The organism is Janthinobacterium sp. SUN206, assembly GCF_030587305.1.
In the GTDB taxonomy this organism is placed as follows: Bacteria; Pseudomonadota; Gammaproteobacteria; order Burkholderiales; family Burkholderiaceae_D; genus Janthinobacterium; species Janthinobacterium kumbetense.
The window spans coordinates 1,925,581-1,944,813 of record NZ_JAPWIB010000001.1 but is presented as its reverse complement, the minus strand read 5'-3'; the positions used below and the strand labels follow the sequence as shown (position 1 = coordinate 1,944,813).

Here is a 19,233-nt window from a genome sequence, read left to right as displayed (position 1 = left end):
CGGTGCCGGAGTTAGAATGACGGGTTATTAGAATTTAGGCTACTATGCGTCGCAAACTCGTCGTCGGAAATTGGAAAATGAACGGCAGTCGCACCTCGAACGCGGTGTTATTGTCTGAAATAGTTGCTGGCCTGGCTGCCTCTGGCGCCGCCAGCGCCGTCTGTGTGCCTGCGCCGTATCTGGCGCAGTGCCAGGCGCAATTGGCAGGCACGGCCCTTGGCTGGGGCGCGCAGGATGTGTCCGCGCACGCCAGCGGCGCCTACACGGGAGAAATCTCGGCCGCCATGCTGCAGGATTTCGGTTGCGGCTATGTGGTGATCGGGCATTCCGAGCGTCGCGCCTACCATGGCGAGAGCGATGCGCAGGTGGCGGCCAAGACGGTTGCGGCGCTGGCGGCGGGCATCACGCCCATCGTCTGCATCGGCGAAACCCTGGCGCAGCGCGAAGCGGGCCAGACCAATGCCGCGGTGGCGCAGCAACTGGGCGCCGTGCTGGCGGCGATTTCCGCCGACGACGTGGCGAAACTGGTGCTGGCCTATGAGCCAGTCTGGGCCATCGGCACGGGCAAGACCGCCACGCCGCAAATGGCGCAGGACGTGCATCAGGTATTGCGCGCCCAGCTGGTGGCAAAGAATGCGGTAGCGGCCGCCGGCGTGCAAATCCTGTACGGCGGCAGCATGAAGCCGGAGAACGCGAAAGAATTGATGGCGATGCCGGATATCGATGGCGGTCTGATCGGTGGAGCAGCATTGAAGGCGGCGGATTTCCTGGCGATTATTCACGCCGCTGATTGAATTACTTTAAACTAAGAATGGAATTGCAATGAACATGATGTTCAATCTGGTAGTGGTAGTACAGGTTATTTCGGCTTTGTCGATTATCGCGCTGGTGTTGTTGCAGCACGGTAAGGGCGCCGACATGGGTGCCGCCTTCGGTTCGGGCGCCTCGGGCAGCCTGTTCGGTGCGACGGGTTCGTCGAACTTCATGTCGAAATCGACGGGCGTTGCCGCCGCGATCTTCTTCGGCGCCACCCTGGCCCTGTCGCTGATGGCGAATCAACGCGCCACCACGGTCGGCGGCGGCGTGATGGATAAAGTCGTCAAGCCAGTGCCGGTCACCGGCGCGGGCGCGATCCCGACGACGGTGCCAGCGGCAGCTCCGGCTGCCAGCGCTCCGGCAGCGGCGGCTCCGGTTGCCAGCACCCCGGCCGGCGCGATTCCGAAGTAATTCTGTATCAGCTCGATACCTCATCGAGAGTAATTCTCATTACGGGCAGATTATTGCTCAATGTTTTAGCAGTGCGGCAGGAAAAAATCGTGGCGCGCTGGAAGATGTAAAAATTTATCGTTTTTATCTGTGTTTTGATGCATTTGTGCATTAACTTTAGCGGCAAAGCAGAGTAGAATACGGGCCTTACCGCCGACGTGGTGAAATTGGTAGACACGCTATCTTGAGGGGGTAGTGGCGAAAGCTGTACGAGTTCGAGTCTCGTCGTCGGCACCAGAAATCAGAAGCCAGCAACGGCGCACGAGCCATGGCTCGTACAAAGTTGCTGGCTTTTTTTACGAGGATGTGTCGTTCGATCCTGGTCTTAGCTTTGATTGGGGTCGTGCGTTAGATACGCTGCAAATGATCGCAGCGTCCTCATTTAACCGATCGTTCAATATAAGCTCATCAATCGTGAACCTCGAAAATTACTTCCCCGTCCTGCTGTTCATTATTATCGGCCTTGGTGTCGGTATCGCTCCCCAGCTCCTGGGGCGCCTGTTAGGCCCTAACAAGCCCGACGCAGCAAAACTCTCCCCGTACGAATGTGGCTTTGAAGCATTCGAAGACGCGCGCATGAAATTTGATGTGCGCTACTATCTGGTCGCAATCCTGTTTATTTTGTTCGATCTGGAAACGGCATTCTTTTTCCCATGGGGCGTTGCAATGCGCGACCTGGGCTGGGCCGGTTTCGTCACGATGATGGTGTTCATCGCTGAATTCGTGGTCGGATTTTGGTACATTTGGAAGAAAGGTGCCCTTGACTGGGAATAAGCCATGGCTATTGAAGGCGTATTAAGCGAAGGTTTCATCACCACCTCGGCCGACAAGCTGATCAACTGGGCGCGCACCGGGTCTATGTTCCCGATGACGTTCGGTCTGGCCTGCTGTGCGGTCGAAATGATGCATGTGGGCGCAGCCCGCTACGATATGGACCGTTTCGGCGTCGTGTTTCGTCCGTCGCCGCGTCAGTCCGACGTCATGATCGTTGCCGGCACCCTGTGCAACAAGATGGCGCCGGCCCTGCGCAAGGTCTACGACCAGATGGCAGAGCCACGCTGGGTCATCTCGATGGGTTCCTGCGCCAATGGCGGCGGGTACTACCATTACTCCTATTCCGTGGTGCGCGGTTGCGACCGCATCGTGCCCGTCGACGTGTATGTGCCTGGCTGTCCTCCGACCGCTGAAGCCTTGCTGTACGGCATCATGCAGTTGCAGAACAAGATCAAGCGTACCAGCACGATCGCACGCTAACGGGGCCGCTTCAGATTATGACAACACATTTAGAAGTATTGCAAAACGCCCTCGGCACTGCCCTGGGCGATCGCGTTAGCACGACGGTTGCGCTGGGGGAAGTCACCCTGGTCGTCAAGGCCGAGGACTACCTGGCCGTGATGCAGACCCTGCGCGACGATCCGACCCTGCATTTCGAGCAATTGCTCGACCTGTGCGGCGTCGACTACTCGACCTATGGCGACGGTAGCTGGGATGGCCTGCGTTTCGCGGCCGTGTCGCACTTGCTGTCGGTCAAGCACAACTGGCGCGTGCGCGTGCGCGTGTTCGCGCCGGACGACGACATGCCGCTGCTGCCCTCCGTGGTCGGCATCTGGCGCGCCGTCAACTGGTACGAGCGCGAAGCATTCGACCTGCTGGGCATCCTCTTCGAAGGCCACAACGACTTGCGCCGCCTGCTGACCGACTACGGTTTCATCGGCCATCCGTTCCGCAAGGATTTCCCCGTCTCCGGCTATGTCGAGATGCGCTACGATCCGGAACAAAAGCGCGTGATTTACCAGCCCGTGACGATCGAGCCGCGGGAAAACGTGCCGCGCGTGATCCGCGAAGAACATTACGGGATGAAATAATGGCTGAGATTAAGAACTACACCCTGAACTTTGGGCCGCAGCATCCGGCCGCGCACGGTGTGCTGCGCCTGGTGCTGGAGATGGATGGCGAAGTCATCCAGCGCGCCGACCCGCATATCGGCCTGCTGCACCGCGCCACCGAAAAGCTGGCTGAACAGAAGACCTACCTGCAATCCGTGCCGTACATGGACCGTCTCGACTATGTGTCGATGATGTGCAATGAACATGCGTACGTGATGGCCATCGAAAAGATGCTGGGCCTGGAAGTGCCGCTGCGCGCGCAATACATCCGCGTCATGTTCGACGAGATGACGCGTATCCTGAATCACCTGATGTGGCTTGGCACCCACGCGCTGGACGTCGGCGCCATGGGCCCGTTCCTGTATTGCTTCCGCGACCGCGAAGACTTGTTCGACGCCTATGAGGCGGTATCGGGCGCGCGCATGCACGCGGCCTACTACCGTCCGGGCGGCGTGTACCGCGACTTGCCGGATGCGATGCCGCAGCACAAGGCGTCGATCATCCGCAACGCCAAGGCCATCGGCAAACTGAACGAAAACCGCCAGGGCTCGCTGCTGGACTTCATCGAAGACTTCGCGCGCCGTTTCCCGAACTCCGTGGACGAGTACGAAACCTTGCTGACCGACAACCGTATCTGGAAACAGCGTACCGTCGGCATCGGCGTGGTCTCGCCGGAAGATGCGCTGGCCATGGGCTTTACGGGCGCCATGCTGCGCGGCTCGGGCGTGCAGTGGGACTTGCGCAAGAAACAGCCGTACGAAGTGTACGACTTGATGGATTTCGATATTCCTATCGGCACCAACGGCGATTGCTACGACCGCTACCTGGTCCGCGTGGAAGAGTTGCGCCAGTCGAACCGCATCATCAAGCAATGCGTGGAGTGGCTGCGCAACAATGAAGGTCCTGTCATGACCAGCAACCGCAAGGTGGCGCCTCCGGGCCGCGTCGACATGAAGACCAACATGGAATCGCTGATTCACCACTTCAAGCTGTTCACGGAAGGTTTCCACGTGCCGCCAGGCGAGGCCTACAGCGCCGTGGAACATCCGAAGGGCGAGTTCGGCGTGTACCTGGTGTCCGATGGCGCCAACAAGCCGTACCGCATGAAACTGCGCGCGCCAGACTACGCCCACTTGCAGTCGCTCGACGAGATGGCGCGTGGGCACATGCTTGCCGACGCCGTGACCATCATCGGGACGCAAGATATCGTGTTCGGCAGTATTGACCGCTAAGAGGCAAAAAGTATGTTGTTATCAGAGCAATGCTATAAGAAAATTGACCGCGAGCTGGCCAAGTACCCGGCCGACCAGCGTCAGTCGGCCGTCATGGCCGCGTTGGCCCATGCCCAGGATGAACTGGGCTGGCTGGCGCCGGAAACCATGAAGGAACTGGCCGATTACATCGGCATGCCGGCGATTGCCGTGCAGGAAGTGGCCACGTTCTACAATATGTACAACGTGAAACCCGTGGGCAAGCACAAGATCACCGTGTGCACCAACCTGCCATGCGCCCTGTCGGGCGGCGTGCGCGCTGCAGACTACCTGAAGCAGAAACTGGGCATCGATTTCCGCGAAACCACCCCTGACGGCCAGTTCACCCTGGTTGAAGGCGAGTGCATGGGTGCTTGCGGCGATGCGCCTGTCTTGCTGGTCAGTAATAAAACCATGTGCAGCTGGATGTCGAACGAGAAAATCGACGCCATGCTGGAGGAACTCAAGAAATGACGTCACTCCACAACCGCCATATCGATCCATTGATCCTGAAGGATCTGGATGGCAAGAACTGGCATTTGCAAGATTATGTGAACCGCGGCGGCTATAGCGCCCTGCGGCGTATCCTGGAAGAGAAAATCACGCCGGAACAGATCATCGCCGACCTCAAGGCTTCGTCCTTGCGCGGCCGTGGCGGCGCGGGTTTTCCTACCGGCTTGAAGTGGAGCTTCATGCCGCGCCAGTTCCCGGGTCAAAAATACCTCGTCTGCAATACAGATGAAGGCGAACCGGGCACTTTCAAGGACCGTGACATCATTCGTTACAATCCCCATGCGCTGATCGAAGGCATGGCCATTGGCGCTTATGCGATGGGTATCACCGTCGGTTATAACTATATCCACGGTGAAATCTTCCAGGAATACCTGCGTTTCGAAGAAGCGCTGGAAGAGGCGCGCGCCGCCGGTTTCCTGGGCGACAAGATCATGGGCAGCGAGTTCTCGTTCCAGTTGCATGCGCACCATGGTTATGGCGCCTACATCTGCGGCGAAGAAACGGCCCTGCTGGAGTCGCTGGAAGGCAAGAAAGGCCAGCCGCGCTTCAAGCCGCCTTTCCCAGCCTCGTTTGGCCTGTACGGCAAGCCGACGACGATCAACAACACGGAAACCTTCGCGGCCGTGCCTTTCGTGCTGAACATTGGTCCAGAGAAATACCTGGCGATGGGCAAGCCGAACAACGGCGGTTCGAAGATCTTCTCGATCTCGGGCGACGTGGAAAAACCGGGCAACTACGAAGTGCCGCTCGGCACCCCGTTTGCGACCCTGCTGGAACTGGCAGGCGGCATGCGCGGTGGCAAAAAGATCAAGGCCGTGATCCCTGGCGGTTCGTCCGCTCCGGTGATCCGCGGCGACATCATGATGCAGACCGACCTGGACTACGACTCGATCGCGAAAGCCGGTTCGATGTTGGGTTCGGGCGCCGTCATCGTGATGGACGAAACACGCTGCATGGTAAAGGCGCTGGAACGCCTGTCCTACTTCTACTTTGAAGAATCGTGCGGCCAGTGTACGCCTTGCCGTGAAGGCACAGGCTGGATGTACCGCATGGTGCACCGCATCGAGCAGGGGCAGGGTCGTCCAGACGACCTGGACATGCTCAACTCGATCGCCGACAACATCCAGGGCCGCACCATTTGCGCGCTGGGCGATGCGGCTGCCATGCCGGTACGGGCCTTCATTAAGAATTTCCGTGAAGAATTTGAATATCATATCGAGCACAAGCATTGCTTAGTGCCCGCATATATCTAAGCTGCGTCAGGTAACGATCACCATGGTTGAAATCGAAATAGACGGCAAAAAAGTCGAAGTCCCTGCTGGTAGCATGGTGATGGACGCCGCCAACAAATTGGGAACCTACATTCCGCACTTCTGCTATCACAAGAAATTGTCGATCGCAGCGAACTGCCGCATGTGCCTGGTCGAAGTGGAAAAGGCGCCCAAGCCTTTGCCCGCTTGTGCGACCCCGGTCAGTGCCGGCATGATCGTGCGCTCCGCCAGCGATAAAGCTGTGCAGGCGCAAAAGTCGGTCATGGAATTCTTGTTGATTAACCACCCGCTCGATTGCCCTATCTGCGATCAGGGCGGCGAGTGCCAGTTGCAAGACTTGGCAGTGGGCTACGGCAAGAGCGAATCGCGCTACAAGGAAGACAAGCGCGTCGTGCAGCCGAAGGAAGCCGGTCCGCTGGTGTCCATGCAGGAAATGTCGCGCTGCATCCAGTGCACCCGTTGCGTACGCTTTGGCCAGGAAGTGGCCGGCGTGATGGAACTGGGCATGATCGGCCGCGGCGAACATTCGGAAATCGTGTCCTTCGTGGGCCAGACGGTCGACTCCGAACTGTCGGGCAACATGATCGACCTGTGCCCGGTCGGCGCACTGACCTCGAAGCCGTTCCGCTACAGCGCCCGTACGTGGGAACTGTCGCGCCGCAAATCGGTCAGCCCGCATGACGGCCTGGGCGCGAACCTGATCGTGCAAGTGAAAGCTGGCAAGGTCAAGCGCGTATTGCCGCTGGAAAACGAAGCCGTCAACGAGTGCTGGATCTCGGACAAGGACCGTTTCTCGTACGAAGCGCTGGACAGCGCCGAACGCCTGACGTCCCCGATGCTGAAACAAGGCAACGAGTGGAAAGAAGTCGATTGGCAAACGGCGCTGGAATACGTGGCGCACGGTTTGAAAAATATCAAGCACGAGCATGGCGCCGACGCCATCGCCGCGCTGGCAACGCCGCATTCGACGGTCGAAGAGCTGGTCCTGCTGCAAAAAGTGGCCAACGGTCTCGGTTCCGAGCACGTCGACTTCCGCCTGCGCCAGACCGACTTCGCGCTCGACGCAAGTGTCAAACCTTGGCTGGGCATGCCGATCAACGAATTTGGCCAGATCAAGCGCGCCTTCGTCATCGGCTCGTTCCTGCGCAAGGATCACCCATTGCTGGCCACGCGTCTGCGCGCGTCCGTCAAGGGCGGCGCCAAGCTGTCGATCCTGCACGCCTCCGACGATGATCAATTGATCACCATCGCCAACAAGATGATCGTCGCGCCTGGCGATTGGCTGGCGGCCTTGTCGGAAGTGGTCGTTGCTGTTGCTAAAGCGAAAGAAATCGCCGCGCCAGCCGGTTTCGAAGCGGTGAGCGCTTCGGACGTGGCCGTCGCGATTGCCGCCAGCCTGATGGCTGGCGACAACGGCGCCGTGCTGCTGGGTAATGCGGCAACGCAACACCCGCAAGCGTCGCAACTGCATGCTGCCGCGCAATGGATCGCCGAGCAGACGGGCGCCAAGCTCGGTTACCTGACGGAAGCGGCCAACACGGTTGGCGCGCACCTGGTCGCCAAGCCGCGCGCCAACGTGCAAGCAGCGTTTGCCGTGCCGAAGAAAGCCTACGTGCTGCTGCACGCCGAGCCGGAACTCGATGCCGCCAATCCACAAGCGGCCCGCGCCGCCCTGGATGGCGCCGACATGGTCGTGGCCATGTCCGCCTTCAAGCACGGCATGGATTACGCCGACGTCTTGCTGCCGATCGCCCCGTTCGCTGAAACCTCGGGCACCTTCGTCAACTGCGAAGGCCGCGCGCAAAGCTTCAACGGCACCGTGAAACCGCTGGCCGATACCCGTCCAGCCTGGAAAGTGCTGCGCGTCCTGGGCAACATCCTGGGCCTGGCCGGTTTCGACTACGACACGTCCGAAGCGATCCGCGACGAAGCGTTTGGTGCCGGCGTGACCGATCTGTCGGCACAGCTGAACAACATCGCCAAGAACGCCCCGGAAGCGGCAGCGTATGCACCGGCCTCGCCGGCGCTGCAACGCATCGCCGACGTGCCGATCTACTTCGCCGACGCGCTGGTACGCCGCTCCGAACCGCTGCTGCGCACGGTCGATGGCGCCGCGCCGCAAGCGCACCTGTCCCTGGCGCTGGCTGACAAGCTGGGCATCAAGGCGGGCGACAAGGTCAAAGTGGCGCAAGGCTCCGGCAGCGCCATCCTGGTGGCGGCACTCCATGCCGGCCTGCCAGCCAATGTGGTGAAAGTGTCGGCGGCGCATGCCTCGACGGCTAGCCTGGGCGGCATGTTCGGTGACATCACAGTTGAAACAGCAGAGGGGAAAATCTGATGGCTCTGCCTGAATTTGTAAACGTCATCAACAGCAGCGGCCAGGATTTGCTGGGCGGCTCCTGGCCGTTCTTCTGGACCCTGATCAAGATCCTGTGCGTGCTGCTGCCGCTGATGGGCCTGGTTGCCTACCTGACCTTGTGGGAACGCAAGCTGATCGGCTGGATCCAGATCCGCGTCGGCCCGAACCGCGTGGGTCCTTTGGGCTTGCTGCAACCGATCGCCGATGCGCTGAAACTCTTGTTCAAAGAGATCATCATCCCGTCCAAGGCCGCCAAGGGCCTGTTCGTGATCGGCCCGATCATGACCATCATGCCGGCCCTGGCCGCCTGGTCGGTCGTGCCGTTCGGCCCGCAAGCCGTACTGGCCAACGTCAACGCAGGCTTGCTGATGCTGCTGGCGATTACCTCGATGGAAGTCTACGGCATCATCATCGCCGGCTGGGCCTCGAACTCGAAGTACTCGTTCATGGGCGCCATGCGCGCTTCGGCACAGATGATTTCGTATGAAATCCCGATGGGCTTCGTGATGGTCATCGTGCTGATGGTCTCGGGCAGCCTGAACTTCATCGACATCGTTGGCGGCCAGCAAATCGGCTTCTTCGCCGACAAGGGCGTGAACTTCCTGTCGTGGAACTGGTTGCCGCTGCTGCCGATGTTCGTCATCTACCTGGTGTCGGGCCTGGCTGAAGCCAACCGTCACCCGTTCGACGTCGTCGAAGGCGAGTCGGAAATCGTGGCCGGCCACATGGTCGAGTACTCGGGCATGGCCTACGCCATGTTCATGCTGGCCGAATACGCCAACATGATCCTGATCGGCGCCCTGGCTTCGATCATGTTCCTCGGTGGCTGGTCCGCACCATTTGCTTTCCTTGAGTTCTGGGGTGGTTTCGGCGGCTTCTTCTGGTTGTTCGCCAAGACCTTCTTCATCGTGTCGGTGTTCATCTGGGTACGCGGTACTTTCCCACGCTACCGTTATGACCAGATCATGCGCCTCGGCTGGAAAGTGTTTATCCCGTTGACGCTGGTCTACCTGGTCTTCGTCGCTGCCTGGATGCAGACATCCTGGAATATTTGGAAGTAAGAGAGTGCATACGAATGGATAAGGTAAAAGATTTCTTCAGCAGCCTCTTGTTAGGCGAGCTGATCAAGGGCATGGCGTTGACAGGCAAGTACATGTTTTCGCGCAAGATCACGGTGCAATTCCCGGAAGAGAAGACACCGATCTCGCCGCGTTTCCGTGGCTTGCACGCGCTGCGCCGCTACCCGAACGGCGAGGAACGTTGCATCGCCTGCAAACTGTGCGAAGCGGTTTGCCCGGCAATGGCCATCACGATCGAATCGGAACAGCGTGACGACGGCTCGCGCCGCACCACGCGTTACGATATTGACTTGACCAAGTGCATCTTCTGCGGTTTCTGCGAAGAGTCCTGCCCGGTCGATTCGATCGTCGAGACGCAAATCCTGGAATACCACGGCGAGAAACGCGGGGATTTGTATTACACGAAAGAGATGTTGCTGGCCGTAGGCGATCGTTATGAAAATGACATCGCCGCTGCGCGCGCCGCCGACGCACCTTATCGCTGATGGATGCGCCGCAGCTGACCAGCTGCGGCGCGCCCCTCGTTCATCTGTACGTCTATTGGGTTTTTTATGGACTTTAAAACAATTTTGTTTTACGCCTTCGCGCTGATCTTGATTCTGGCAGCGACGCGCGTCATCACGGCCCGTAATCCGGTCCACGCAGTACTGTTCCTGGTACTGTCCTTCTTTTCCGCAGCGGGCATCTGGATGCTGCTGCAAGCTGAATTCCTGGCCATCGTGCTGGTATTGGTGTATGTCGGCGCCGTGATGGTGCTGTTCCTCTTCGTGGTCATGATGCTCGATATCAATATCGACCGCATGCGCGAAGGTTTCTGGGGCTATCTGCCTTTGTCCGTGACGGTGGGCGTGATCATCGTGCTGGAAATGGCCGCTGTCCTGTGGCACGGTTTCCGCAACTTTGCGCCTAGCATCGCTCCGGTGAACGTCAATCTGGGCGGCACCAAGGAACTGGGCCTGCTGATCTACACGAAATATGTGTTCGCCTTCGAGATCGCCGCCGTCGTGCTGCTGGTGGCCATCGTTGCCGCGGTCGCACTGACTTTGCGCAAACGCAAGGACACCAAGCATTTTGCTCCAGGCGATGCGGTACGCGTCAAGCGCAACGACCGCCTGAAGATCATCAAGATGGACGCGGTCGTCGAGCGTCCTGCGGCTGAGCCGGAAGTTAAGGAGGCACCATGACATTATCGCTCACACATTTTCTGGTCCTGGGCGCGATCCTGTTCGCAATCTCGATCGTCGGTATTTTCCTGAACCGCAAGAACATCATCGTATTGCTGATGGCAATCGAATTGATGCTGCTGGCGGTGAATATGAATTTCATCGCGTTCTCCCATTTCATGGGCGACGCGGCCGGTCAGATCTTCGTTTTCTTCATCCTGACGGTTGCCGCCGCTGAGTCGGCTATCGGTCTGGCTATTCTGGTGGTGATGTTCCGTAATCTGGATACCATCAACGTCGAAGACCTGGACAGCCTCAAAGGCTGATGTTTTTCAGACTCGATCTCTCGAATAATAACGATTAAGGTTCATCATGGCGGGGCAACTCCTCAACCCTAACCTCCTTCTTGCCGTACCGCTGGCGCCGCTGGCCGGTGCCGCGATTGCAGGCTTGCTTGGCACCCAGTTCCTGGGTAATTTGGTCGGACGCAAGACGTCGCATACCGCGACGATCCTGGGCGTACTGATTGCGTTCATCCTGTCCGTGCAGACATTGCTGGCAGTGATGGATGGCGCGACATTCAATGGCACGATCTATAACTGGATGACGATCGGCACCCTGAAGATGGAAGTGGGCTTCCAGATCGATTCGCTGTCGGCGATGATGATGTGCGTGGTCACCTTCGTCTCCCTGATGGTGCATATCTACACGATCGGCTACATGAAGGATGACGAAGGCTACAACCGCTTCTTCGCCTACATCTCGCTGTTCACGTTCTCGATGTTGATGCTGGTCATGGCCAACAACTTCCTGCAACTGTTCTTCGGTTGGGAAGCAGTGGGCCTGGTTTCTTACCTGCTGATCGGTTTCTGGTACCAGCGTCCGACGGCCATCGTGGCCAACATGAAGGCTTTCCTCGTCAACCGCGTGGGCGACTTCGGCTTCATCCTGGGCATCGGCCTGCTGCTGGCCTACGCCGGCACCATGAACTACCAGGAAGTGTTCGCCAAGAAAGACGAACTGGCACTGCTGAGCTTGCCAGGTACCGACTGGGCCCTGCTGACCGTTGCCTGCATCTGCCTGTTCATCGGCGCGATGGGCAAGTCGGCGCAGTTCCCGCTGCACGTGTGGCTGCCTGACTCGATGGAAGGTCCTACCCCGATCTCGGCACTGATCCACGCCGCGACGATGGTGACGGCCGGTATCTTCATGGTTTCGCGCATGTCGCCGCTGTTCGAACTGTCCGACACGGCACTGTCCTTCATCCTGGTGATCGGCTCCATCACGGCGCTGTTCATGGGCTTCCTGGGCATCATCCAGAACGACATCAAGCGCGTCGTCGCTTACTCGACCCTGTCGCAGCTCGGTTACATGACCGTGGCGCTGGGCTCGTCCGCGTACTCCGTGGCCGTGTTCCACCTGATGACGCACGCATTCTTCAAGGCACTGCTGTTCCTGGGCGCCGGTTCCGTCATCATCGGCATGCACCATGACCAGGACATCCGCAACATGGGTGGCCTGCGCAAATACATGCCAATCACCTGGATCACCTCCCTGGTCGGTTCGCTGGCCCTGATCGGCACGCCGCTGTTCTCCGGTTTCTACTCGAAAGACAGCATCATCGAAGCCGTCGAAGCGACGCACATCTGGGGCGCTGGCTTTGCCCAGTTCGCCGTGCTGGCTGGCGTCTTCGTTACCGCCTTCTACTCGTTCCGCATGTATTTCCTCGTCTTCCACGGCAAGGAACGTTTCGGCCAGGCGCATGCCCACGGCCATGACGACCATCACGCACCGAAAGCGGCCCATGGCGCGCACGGCGACGCACATGACGACCATGGTCATGAAGAAGAGGAAGATGACCACGGCCACCATGGCCTGGAACCTGGCCAGAAGCCGCATGAATCGCCGTTCGTCGTGTGGTTCCCGCTGGTGATGCTGGCGATTCCTTCGCTGATCATCGGTTACCTGACGATCGGCCCGATGCTGCATGGCGATTTCTTCAAGGGCGTGATCTTCGTTGGCGAAAACCATCCAGCAATGGAAGAGTTGTCGCATGAATTCCACGGCGCAATGGCGATGGCGATCCACGGCCTGTCGACGGCACCGTTCTGGCTGGCATTGTCCGGCGTGGTGGCAGCCTACTACTGCTACATGGTCAACCCGCGTGTACCGGCCTGGTTCTTTGCCAAGTTCCACGCGATCCACACCCTGCTGGACAACAAGTACTACATGGACAAGTTCAATGAAGTCGTGTTCGCCGGCGGTGCCCGCTTGCTGGGTAATGGCCTGTGGAACTTCGGTGACAAGAAGCTGATCGATGGCCTGCTGGTCAACGGTAGCGCCAAGGTCGTCGCCTGGCTGTCCTCGCTGTCGCGAGTGTTGCAGACCGGCTACATCTATCACTATGCATTCGTGATGATCCTGGGCGTGCTGGGCTTCCTGATCTATTTCCTGCCATTCTGGCCCGCTAAGTAAGCTGACCTGATAAAAGAATACTGAGAACCATGATGCAGTCTACGATTTCTACACTACCTCCTTACCTGAGTCTGTCGATCTGGGTGCCGATCATTTGCGGCGTCCTGATCCTGGCTCTCGGCCGTGACAGCAAAGCGGGCTTTACCCGCTGGCTGTCGCTGGCCGGCGCGGTGCTCAGCATGCTGTGCACCTGGCCCCTGATCCAGCATTTCGACAACGCCGCGCACGGCATGCAATTCGTCGAAAAAGCACCGTGGATTGAAACCTTCAATATCTGGTACTCGCTGGGTATCGATGGCCTGTCCCTGTGGTTCGTGCCACTGACGGCCTTCATCACCGTCATCGTCGTCATTTCCGCTTGGCAAGTGATCGAGAAGCGCATCGCCCAGTACATGGGCTCGTTCCTGATCCTGTCGGGCCTGATGATCGGCGTGTTCTGCGCGCTGGACGGCTTGCTGTTCTATTTCTTCTTTGAAGCAACCCTGATCCCGATGTTCATCATCATCGGTATCTGGGGCGGTTCGAACCGTGTGTACGCGTCGTTCAAGTTCTTCCTGTACACCTTCTTCGGTTCGCTGCTGACCCTGGTTGCCATCATTTACCTGCGCAATGTGTCGGGTACTTTCGACATCCTGGCCTGGCATGCGTTCAAGCTGACGATGAATGAACAGATCTTCATCTTCCTGGCCTTCCTGATGGCGTTTGCCGTCAAGGTGCCGATGTTCCCCGTGCATACGTGGTTGCCGGACGTCCACGTGGAAGCGCCTACGGGCGGTTCCGCCGTGCTGGCCGCCATCATGCTGAAACTGGGCGCCTACGGCTTCCTGCGTTTCTCGCTGCCGATCACGCCGGACGCCAGCCACTACCTGTCGGGCTTCATGATCGCCTTGTCGCTGATCGCCGTCATCTATATCGGTCTGGTTGCCCTGGTGCAAACCGACATGAAAAAACTGGTCGCCTATTCGTCGATCGCGCACATGGGTTTCGTCACCCTGGGCTTCTTCATGTTCAACGACATCTCGGTGCAGGGCGGTATCGTGCAGATGGTCTCGCACGGCTTCATCTCCGGCGCCATGTTCCTGTGCATCGGCGTGCTGTATGACCGCATGCATACCCGCAACATCGCCGACTACGGCGGCGTCGTGAATCGCATGCCGAAATTTGCCGCCTTCTTCGTGCTGTTCTCGATGGCCAACTGCGGTCTGCCAGCGACGTCCGGCTTCGTCGGCGAGTTCATGGTGATCCTGGGCGCGGTGAAATTCAACTTCTGGATTGGTCTGCTGGCTGCAACGGCACTGATCTGGGGCGCGGCGTACTCGCTGTGGATGGCCAAGCGCGTGGTGTTCGGCAAGATCAAGAACAAGCATGTGGCCGAATTGACCGACATCAACAAACGTGAATTCTTCATGCTTGCTGTGCTGGCCATCGCCGTGCTCGTGATGGGTCTGTACCCAGCCCCGTTCACCGACACGATGCAAACCTCGGTGACTGATCTGCTTGCCCATGTCAAAGCCGGCAAGCTGCTGCCTTAAATAGAAGACCGATAACATGACTAATGCACCTAATCTGGTACCGCTGTACGCGGAAATCTTTCTGCTGATCGCCACGTCGGCGCTCTTGCTGATCGATATGTTCTTGCCTGCGGCGAAGCGTTCGATCACTTACGTGCTGGCCTTGCTGACCCTGGCCGGCTGCGCCTTGCTGACCGTGGGCGACTTCAACGCGGGCACCACCGTCTACACGTTCAATAACATGTTCGTGTCGGACCCGATGTCGCAGTTGCTGAAACTGTTCTCCTACGGCGCCGTGGCGCTGACCCTGATCTACTCGCGTGCCTACGCCACCGACCGCAGCATGCTGTCGGGTAACCTGGGCGGCGAGTTCTACGTGCTGGCCCTGTTTGCACTGCTGGGCCAGATGATCATGATCTCGGCCAACAACTTCCTGATCATTTACCTGGGTCTGGAACTGATGTCGCTGTCGCTGTACGCACTGATCGCCTTGCGCCGTGACAATGCCAAGGCCACGGAAGCGGCCATGAAATACTTCATCCTGGGCGCACTGGCTTCCGGTTTCATGTTGTACGGTATCTCGATGCTGTACGGCGCCTCCGGTACCCTGGACCTGGGCGAACTGCGCGTGGCGCTGGAAAACGGCAAGACCAACGGCACCATCATGGTCTTCGGCCTGGTGTTCCTGGTAGCCGGCCTGGCCTTCAAACTGGGCGTCGTGCCATTCCACATGTGGGTGCCTGACGTGTATCAAGGTTCGCCGACGGCAGTGACCCTGCTGCTGGGCGCGGCGCCGAAACTGGCCGCCTTCGCCATCACCCTGCGCCTGCTGGCCGAAGGCTTGCTGCCGATGGCGCATGACTGGCAGCAAATGCTGCTGGTGCTGGCCGTGATGTCGCTGGCGATCGGTAACTTCACCGCGATCGCGCAAACGAATTTGAAGCGCATGTTGGCGTACTCGACCATCGCACAAATGGGCTTCGTTCTGCTGGGCTTGCTGTCCGGTACCGTGGATGCACCGAACAACACCCTGAACGCGGCTGGCGCAGCCACCGCCTACGGCGCCTCGATGTACTACGTGATCACCTATGTGTTCACCACCCTGGGTACCTTTGGCGTGATCATGTTGTTGGCACGTAATGGTTTCGAAGCAGACGAACTGGCCGACTTCAAGGGCCTGGGCAAACGCAGCCCGATCTTCGCACTGGTGATGACCCTGTTCATGTTCTCGCTGGCCGGCGTGCCGCCGCTGATGGGCTTCATGGCCAAGTACTCGGTGCTGGCATCGGTATTGGCCACGGGCCAGCTGTGGCTGACCATCGCCGCCGTGCTGTTCTCGCTGATCGGCGCCTTCTACTACCTGCGCGTCGTGAAGATGATGTGGTTCGACGAGCCGACCGACAGCAATGCGCTGGTCGTGCATGGCGACATGCGCGTCGTGCTGGCCCTGAACGGCGTGTTCGTCCTGGCGCTGGGTGCGATGCCTAACAGCATCCTGGCTGCCTGCGCAACCGCCATCACCAAGACCCTGGCGTCCTGACCGATGGATGTCACCGTCTCGAGCTGGCTGGTGATCGCCCTGGGCATCCTGGGCGCCAACCTGCCTTTCCTGAACGAGAAACTGTTTGCCGCCGTGCCCTTGAAAAAGGCGGCGCAAGCAGACGGGGGCAAAGGCTGGCGCAAGCCGCTGGCGCTGCGCCTGCTGGAGATGGTGATTCTGTACTTCATCGTCGGCGCCGTGGCGTTCGCGCTCGAAGCGCGCATCGGCAACGGTTTCCCGCAGACGTGGGAGTTCTATGCCATCACGGGCTGTCTGTTCCTGGTGCTGGCTTTTCCAGGCTTTGTCACCCGCTACCTGCGCAAACGACATTAGCCCCATCGACCGAAAGCGGCGCCTCTGGCGCCGTTTTTTTTTATTGAGCATAATCAAGGTATGGATACTGAACGCATGGATATGAATTTAACTGAGACCAAGGTGGACGGCGAGCTCGTCTACCAGGGCGGCTTCCTGCGCGTGCAGCGCGATCGGGTTGCGCTGCCGGATGGCAAGATCACGGCGCGCGAATTCGTCCTGCATCCGGGCGCCGTCGTCATCCTGCCGCTGCTCGACGATGGCACGGTGCTGATGGAACGCCAGTACCGCTATCCGCTGGACCGGGTCTTCATTGAGTTTCCCGCCGGCAAGATCGACGCGGGCGAATCGCACCTGGCTTGCGCCCAGCGCGAGTTGCTGGAAGAAACGGGCTACACGGCCAGCGACTGGCAATTCGTCTCCACCATCCACAACGCCATCGCGTATTCGGACGAGCACCTGGAACTGTTCCTGGCGCGCGGCCTGGTAGCGGGCGAACGCCAGCTCGATGAAGGCGAATTCCTGGAAACGTTCACGGCCACCGTGCCGCAGCTGCTCGACTGGGTCAAGGATGGCACGATCACGGACGTGAAAACCGTCATCGGCATCTTCTGGCTCGACAAGATTACCAGCGGCGCCTGGCAGCCGGCTTGATCCTGCGCATGCGCACGGCGATCTTCCTGTTGCTGGCGTCGGCCAGCCTGGGCGCACACGGGGCGGCGCGCACGCCGTTCCAGGTGCGCTGCGAAGACACGATCAGCAAGACGGTGTCCGTGCTGACGGCGCAGCAGAACGGCTACAGCATCGACACGCATCTGCCGTACAAGGCCCTGACCGTCATGAAGGGCACGGCGCGCGCCAACACCTGGGTGCTGGGCTTGACGAAGACCGAGTCGCAGGTGCGGATCGCCCTGGCCGGCCCCATGCTGCAAGACCCGGCCAGCGGCTACGAATGCGTGGCGCCGCAGATTACCGTCACCCTCACGTATGCGCCCGTGGTGATCTACATCGGCCGCGAATTTGCCCCCGGCACTTGCGCGTATGATGAGATACTGGCGCACGAACTGCGGCACATGAAAACCTATATGGAACACTTGCCGCGCGTGGAAAAGACCGTGCGCGCCGCGCTGGCCAAGCGCTTCGAGGCGCGGCCCCTGTATGCGCCCAGCGGCACGGCCAAGGCGGCGCTGGCGCGCGAGATCGACACGGGCTGGTTGCCGTACGTCAAGGCCGAAATGCGCAAGGTGGAAATTTTGCAGGCGGCCATCGATTCTCCGCAGGAATATGCGCGCCTGGGCAAGGCGTGCAATGGTGAGATCCAGAATATCCTGGCGGGCAAGACAGCGCCCGCCAACTAGACAAGGAATGGCATGACAGCAGCACCGAATCGCCCCCGTTATTTTGCCCTGATCCCCGCCGCCGGCGTGGGCGCGCGCATGGAAGCGGGCAGTCCCAAGCAATATTTACCTATCGCCGGCAAGCCCATGCTGCGCCACGCGCTCGACGCCTTTCTCGCCAGCCCCCTGATCGCGCATACGTATGTCGTCGTCAGCGCCGAGGATGGCCAGATCGACGCCGTCGTGCCGGGGCAGGGCGCAGCCTCAGGCGTCACTGTGCTGCGCTGCGGCGGCGCCACGCGCATGGAAACGATACTGAATGCCCTGCAGGCACTGCACGGCAGCATAGCCGCCCACGACCAGGTGCTGGTGCACGACGCGGCGCGCCCTGGCCTGACGCCGGCGCTGATCGCAAAACTCATCGCCGAAGTCGCGGACCATCCGGCCGGCGGCTTGCTGGCCTTGCCCGTGGTCGACACCGTCAAGCGGGCAGGGCAGAACAGCCTGTCGGCGCAGACGGTGCCGCGCGACCATTTATGGCTGGCGCAGACGCCGCAGATGTTCAGCTATGCGCTGCTGCACAGGGCCCTGTCGCAAGCGCCCGATCCGCAAGCGATCACGGACGACGCCAGCGCCGTCGAAGCGCTGGGCCTGGCGCCCAGGCTGGTCGAAGGCCACCCGCGCAACCTGAAGGTGACCTTGCCGCGCGACATACACACGGCCGAACTGTACTTGGCCCATCCTTGAATCCTGAACAGAAAGACCGCATGACGACCATCACCACTCCCGTACTGCCTTTCCGCATCGGCCAGGGCTATGACTGCCACGCGCTGGTGGAAAACCGCGACCTGATCATCGGCGGCGTGAAAATCCCCCATCACCTGGGCTTGCTCGGCCATTCCGACGCCGACGTATTGCTGCACGCCATCACGGACGCCATCTTCGGCGCCGCCGCGCTGGGCGACATCGGCCGCCATTTCCCCGACACGGATGCGCAATTCAAGGGTGCCGATTCGCGCACCCTGCTGCGCGAAGCCGTGCGCCGCGTGCAGGCGACCGGTTATATCATCGGCAACATCGACGCCACCATCATCGCCCAGCGCCCGAAAATGGCGCCGCACATCGCCGCCATGTGCGCCAACGTGGCCGACGACCTGGGCGTGAGTGTGGGCCAGGTCAATATCAAGGCCAAGACGAATGAAAAACTGGGCTACCTGGGCCGCGAAGAGGGTATCGCGGCCGAAGCCGTGGCCTTGCTGCTGCGCGCCTGA

Annotated in this window: 21 protein-coding genes and 1 tRNA gene; all 22 read left to right on the top strand. The window is 59.8% G+C overall.

The features are described 5' to 3' along the window. Positions 1–44: 44 nt before the first annotated feature. The 22 genes from tpiA (at position 45) to ispF (ending at position 19,233) form a co-directional block, all read left to right on the top strand. Positions 45–794: a triose-phosphate isomerase gene (gene tpiA / locus O3300_RS08755; protein WP_305052718.1), complete on the top strand. Its 750-nt coding sequence runs from the start codon at positions 45–47 to the stop codon at positions 792–794. A gap of 28 nt (positions 795–822) precedes the next feature. Further along, on the top strand, positions 823–1,227 hold the full coding sequence (gene secG / locus O3300_RS08750) for a preprotein translocase subunit SecG (protein WP_034749996.1): 405 nt from the start codon (positions 823–825) through the stop codon (positions 1,225–1,227). Between the two features lie 191 nt (positions 1,228–1,418). Then, positions 1,419–1,503 (top strand) — tRNA-Leu (locus O3300_RS08745). A gap of 177 nt (positions 1,504–1,680) precedes the next feature. Then, positions 1,681–2,040, top strand: coding sequence for an NADH-quinone oxidoreductase subunit A (locus O3300_RS08740; RefSeq protein WP_010399734.1), 360 nt, complete (start codon positions 1,681–1,683; stop codon positions 2,038–2,040). Positions 2,041–2,043: 3 nt separating this feature from the next. Next, entirely contained in the window at positions 2,044–2,520 is a 477-nt protein-coding gene (locus O3300_RS08735) for an NADH-quinone oxidoreductase subunit B family protein (RefSeq protein WP_010399733.1), read from the top strand. 17 nt (positions 2,521–2,537) lie between these two features. Further along, positions 2,538–3,131 carry an NADH-quinone oxidoreductase subunit C gene (locus O3300_RS08730; protein WP_034779526.1) on the top strand — a complete coding sequence of 198 codons (594 nt, stop codon included), beginning with the start codon at positions 2,538–2,540 and terminating at the stop codon, positions 3,129–3,131. Next, on the top strand, positions 3,131–4,384 hold the full coding sequence (locus O3300_RS08725) for an NADH-quinone oxidoreductase subunit D (protein ID WP_034749992.1): 1,254 nt from the start codon (positions 3,131–3,133) through the stop codon (positions 4,382–4,384). The genes O3300_RS08730 and O3300_RS08725 overlap by 1 nt, the downstream gene beginning before the upstream one ends. 12 nt (positions 4,385–4,396) lie before the next feature. Beyond that, the gene (nuoE, locus tag O3300_RS08720) at positions 4,397–4,876 is read left to right on the top strand and encodes an NADH-quinone oxidoreductase subunit NuoE (RefSeq protein WP_034779513.1); all 480 of its coding nucleotides are present in this window, start codon (positions 4,397–4,399) and stop codon (positions 4,874–4,876) included. Continuing rightward, positions 4,873–6,168: an NADH-quinone oxidoreductase subunit NuoF gene (gene nuoF, locus O3300_RS08715; protein ID WP_010399729.1), complete on the top strand. Its 1,296-nt coding sequence runs from the start codon at positions 4,873–4,875 to the stop codon at positions 6,166–6,168. The genes nuoE and nuoF overlap by 4 nt, the downstream gene beginning before the upstream one ends. Before the next feature lie 22 nt (positions 6,169–6,190). Continuing rightward, complete coding sequence (gene nuoG, locus O3300_RS08710) at positions 6,191–8,524, top strand: NADH-quinone oxidoreductase subunit NuoG (RefSeq protein ID WP_305052717.1); 2,334 nt, start codon at positions 6,191–6,193, stop codon at positions 8,522–8,524. After that, positions 8,524–9,606: an NADH-quinone oxidoreductase subunit NuoH gene (nuoH, locus tag O3300_RS08705; protein WP_071076363.1), complete on the top strand. Its 1,083-nt coding sequence runs from the start codon at positions 8,524–8,526 to the stop codon at positions 9,604–9,606. Before nuoG ends, nuoH begins: the two co-directional genes overlap by 1 nt. A gap of 14 nt (positions 9,607–9,620) precedes the next feature. Continuing rightward, positions 9,621–10,109: an NADH-quinone oxidoreductase subunit NuoI gene (gene nuoI, locus O3300_RS08700; protein WP_010399726.1), complete on the top strand. Its 489-nt coding sequence runs from the start codon at positions 9,621–9,623 to the stop codon at positions 10,107–10,109. Between the two features lie 66 nt (positions 10,110–10,175). Beyond that, positions 10,176–10,808 (top strand): NADH-quinone oxidoreductase subunit J, encoded by a 633-nt coding sequence (locus tag O3300_RS08695; protein WP_034779507.1) that lies wholly within the window; start codon positions 10,176–10,178, stop codon positions 10,806–10,808. Beyond that, a complete protein-coding gene (gene nuoK, locus O3300_RS08690; protein ID WP_010399724.1) occupies positions 10,805–11,113 on the top strand; it encodes an NADH-quinone oxidoreductase subunit NuoK in 309 nt (102 codons plus the stop codon). Before O3300_RS08695 ends, nuoK begins: the two co-directional genes overlap by 4 nt. Positions 11,114–11,159: 46 nt before the next feature. Then, positions 11,160–13,262 (top strand): NADH-quinone oxidoreductase subunit L, encoded by a 2,103-nt coding sequence (gene nuoL / locus O3300_RS08685; RefSeq protein ID WP_305052716.1) that lies wholly within the window; start codon positions 11,160–11,162, stop codon positions 13,260–13,262. Positions 13,263–13,291: 29 nt separating this feature from the next. Next, positions 13,292–14,794, top strand: coding sequence for an NADH-quinone oxidoreductase subunit M (locus tag O3300_RS08680; protein ID WP_305052715.1), 1,503 nt, complete (start codon positions 13,292–13,294; stop codon positions 14,792–14,794). Between the two features lie 16 nt (positions 14,795–14,810). Then, positions 14,811–16,313 carry an NADH-quinone oxidoreductase subunit NuoN gene (gene nuoN, locus O3300_RS08675; RefSeq protein ID WP_099667163.1) on the top strand — a complete coding sequence of 501 codons (1,503 nt, stop codon included), beginning with the start codon at positions 14,811–14,813 and terminating at the stop codon, positions 16,311–16,313. Between the two features lie 3 nt (positions 16,314–16,316). Next, on the top strand, positions 16,317–16,646 hold the full coding sequence (locus O3300_RS08670; RefSeq protein WP_289910803.1) for a DUF2818 family protein: 330 nt from the start codon (positions 16,317–16,319) through the stop codon (positions 16,644–16,646). A 75-nt stretch (positions 16,647–16,721) separates the two neighbouring features. After that, positions 16,722–17,279 (top strand): NUDIX domain-containing protein, encoded by a 558-nt coding sequence (locus tag O3300_RS08665; RefSeq protein WP_070255807.1) that lies wholly within the window; start codon positions 16,722–16,724, stop codon positions 17,277–17,279. Further along, a complete protein-coding gene (locus O3300_RS08660; RefSeq protein WP_305052714.1) occupies positions 17,276–17,983 on the top strand; it encodes a hypothetical protein in 708 nt (235 codons plus the stop codon). The genes O3300_RS08665 and O3300_RS08660 overlap by 4 nt, the downstream gene beginning before the upstream one ends. A gap of 12 nt (positions 17,984–17,995) precedes the next feature. Beyond that, positions 17,996–18,709: a 2-C-methyl-D-erythritol 4-phosphate cytidylyltransferase gene (gene ispD, locus O3300_RS08655; protein WP_099667166.1), complete on the top strand. Its 714-nt coding sequence runs from the start codon at positions 17,996–17,998 to the stop codon at positions 18,707–18,709. 20 nt (positions 18,710–18,729) lie between these two features. Continuing rightward, on the top strand, positions 18,730–19,233 hold the full coding sequence (gene ispF, locus O3300_RS08650) for a 2-C-methyl-D-erythritol 2,4-cyclodiphosphate synthase (RefSeq protein WP_305052713.1): 504 nt from the start codon (positions 18,730–18,732) through the stop codon (positions 19,231–19,233).

Bases quoted from the DNA above. Each gene is read 5' to 3' on its own strand.
- tpiA (WP_305052718.1), top strand. From the start codon at position 45: ATGCGTCGCAAACTCGTCGTCGGAAATTGGAAAATGAACGGCAGTCGC.
- secG (WP_034749996.1), top strand. From the start codon at position 823: ATGAACATGATGTTCAATCTGGTAGTGGTAGTACAGGTTATTTCGGCT.
- O3300_RS08735 (WP_010399733.1), top strand. From the start codon at position 2,044: ATGGCTATTGAAGGCGTATTAAGCGAAGGTTTCATCACCACCTCGGCC.
- O3300_RS08730 (WP_034779526.1), top strand. From the start codon at position 2,538: ATGACAACACATTTAGAAGTATTGCAAAACGCCCTCGGCACTGCCCTG.
- O3300_RS08725 (WP_034749992.1), top strand. From the start codon at position 3,131: ATGGCTGAGATTAAGAACTACACCCTGAACTTTGGGCCGCAGCATCCG.
- nuoE (WP_034779513.1), top strand. From the start codon at position 4,397: ATGTTGTTATCAGAGCAATGCTATAAGAAAATTGACCGCGAGCTGGCC.
- nuoF (WP_010399729.1), top strand. From the start codon at position 4,873: ATGACGTCACTCCACAACCGCCATATCGATCCATTGATCCTGAAGGAT.
- nuoG (WP_305052717.1), top strand. From the start codon at position 6,191: ATGGTTGAAATCGAAATAGACGGCAAAAAAGTCGAAGTCCCTGCTGGT.
- nuoH (WP_071076363.1), top strand. From the start codon at position 8,524: ATGGCTCTGCCTGAATTTGTAAACGTCATCAACAGCAGCGGCCAGGAT.
- nuoI (WP_010399726.1), top strand. From the start codon at position 9,621: ATGGATAAGGTAAAAGATTTCTTCAGCAGCCTCTTGTTAGGCGAGCTG.
- O3300_RS08695 (WP_034779507.1), top strand. From the start codon at position 10,176: ATGGACTTTAAAACAATTTTGTTTTACGCCTTCGCGCTGATCTTGATT.
- nuoK (WP_010399724.1), top strand. From the start codon at position 10,805: ATGACATTATCGCTCACACATTTTCTGGTCCTGGGCGCGATCCTGTTC.
- nuoL (WP_305052716.1), top strand. From the start codon at position 11,160: ATGGCGGGGCAACTCCTCAACCCTAACCTCCTTCTTGCCGTACCGCTG.
- O3300_RS08680 (WP_305052715.1), top strand. From the start codon at position 13,292: ATGATGCAGTCTACGATTTCTACACTACCTCCTTACCTGAGTCTGTCG.
- nuoN (WP_099667163.1), top strand. From the start codon at position 14,811: ATGACTAATGCACCTAATCTGGTACCGCTGTACGCGGAAATCTTTCTG.
- O3300_RS08670 (WP_289910803.1), top strand. From the start codon at position 16,317: ATGGATGTCACCGTCTCGAGCTGGCTGGTGATCGCCCTGGGCATCCTG.
- O3300_RS08665 (WP_070255807.1), top strand. From the start codon at position 16,722: ATGGATATGAATTTAACTGAGACCAAGGTGGACGGCGAGCTCGTCTAC.
- ispD (WP_099667166.1), top strand. From the start codon at position 17,996: ATGACAGCAGCACCGAATCGCCCCCGTTATTTTGCCCTGATCCCCGCC.
- ispF (WP_305052713.1), top strand. From the start codon at position 18,730: ATGACGACCATCACCACTCCCGTACTGCCTTTCCGCATCGGCCAGGGC.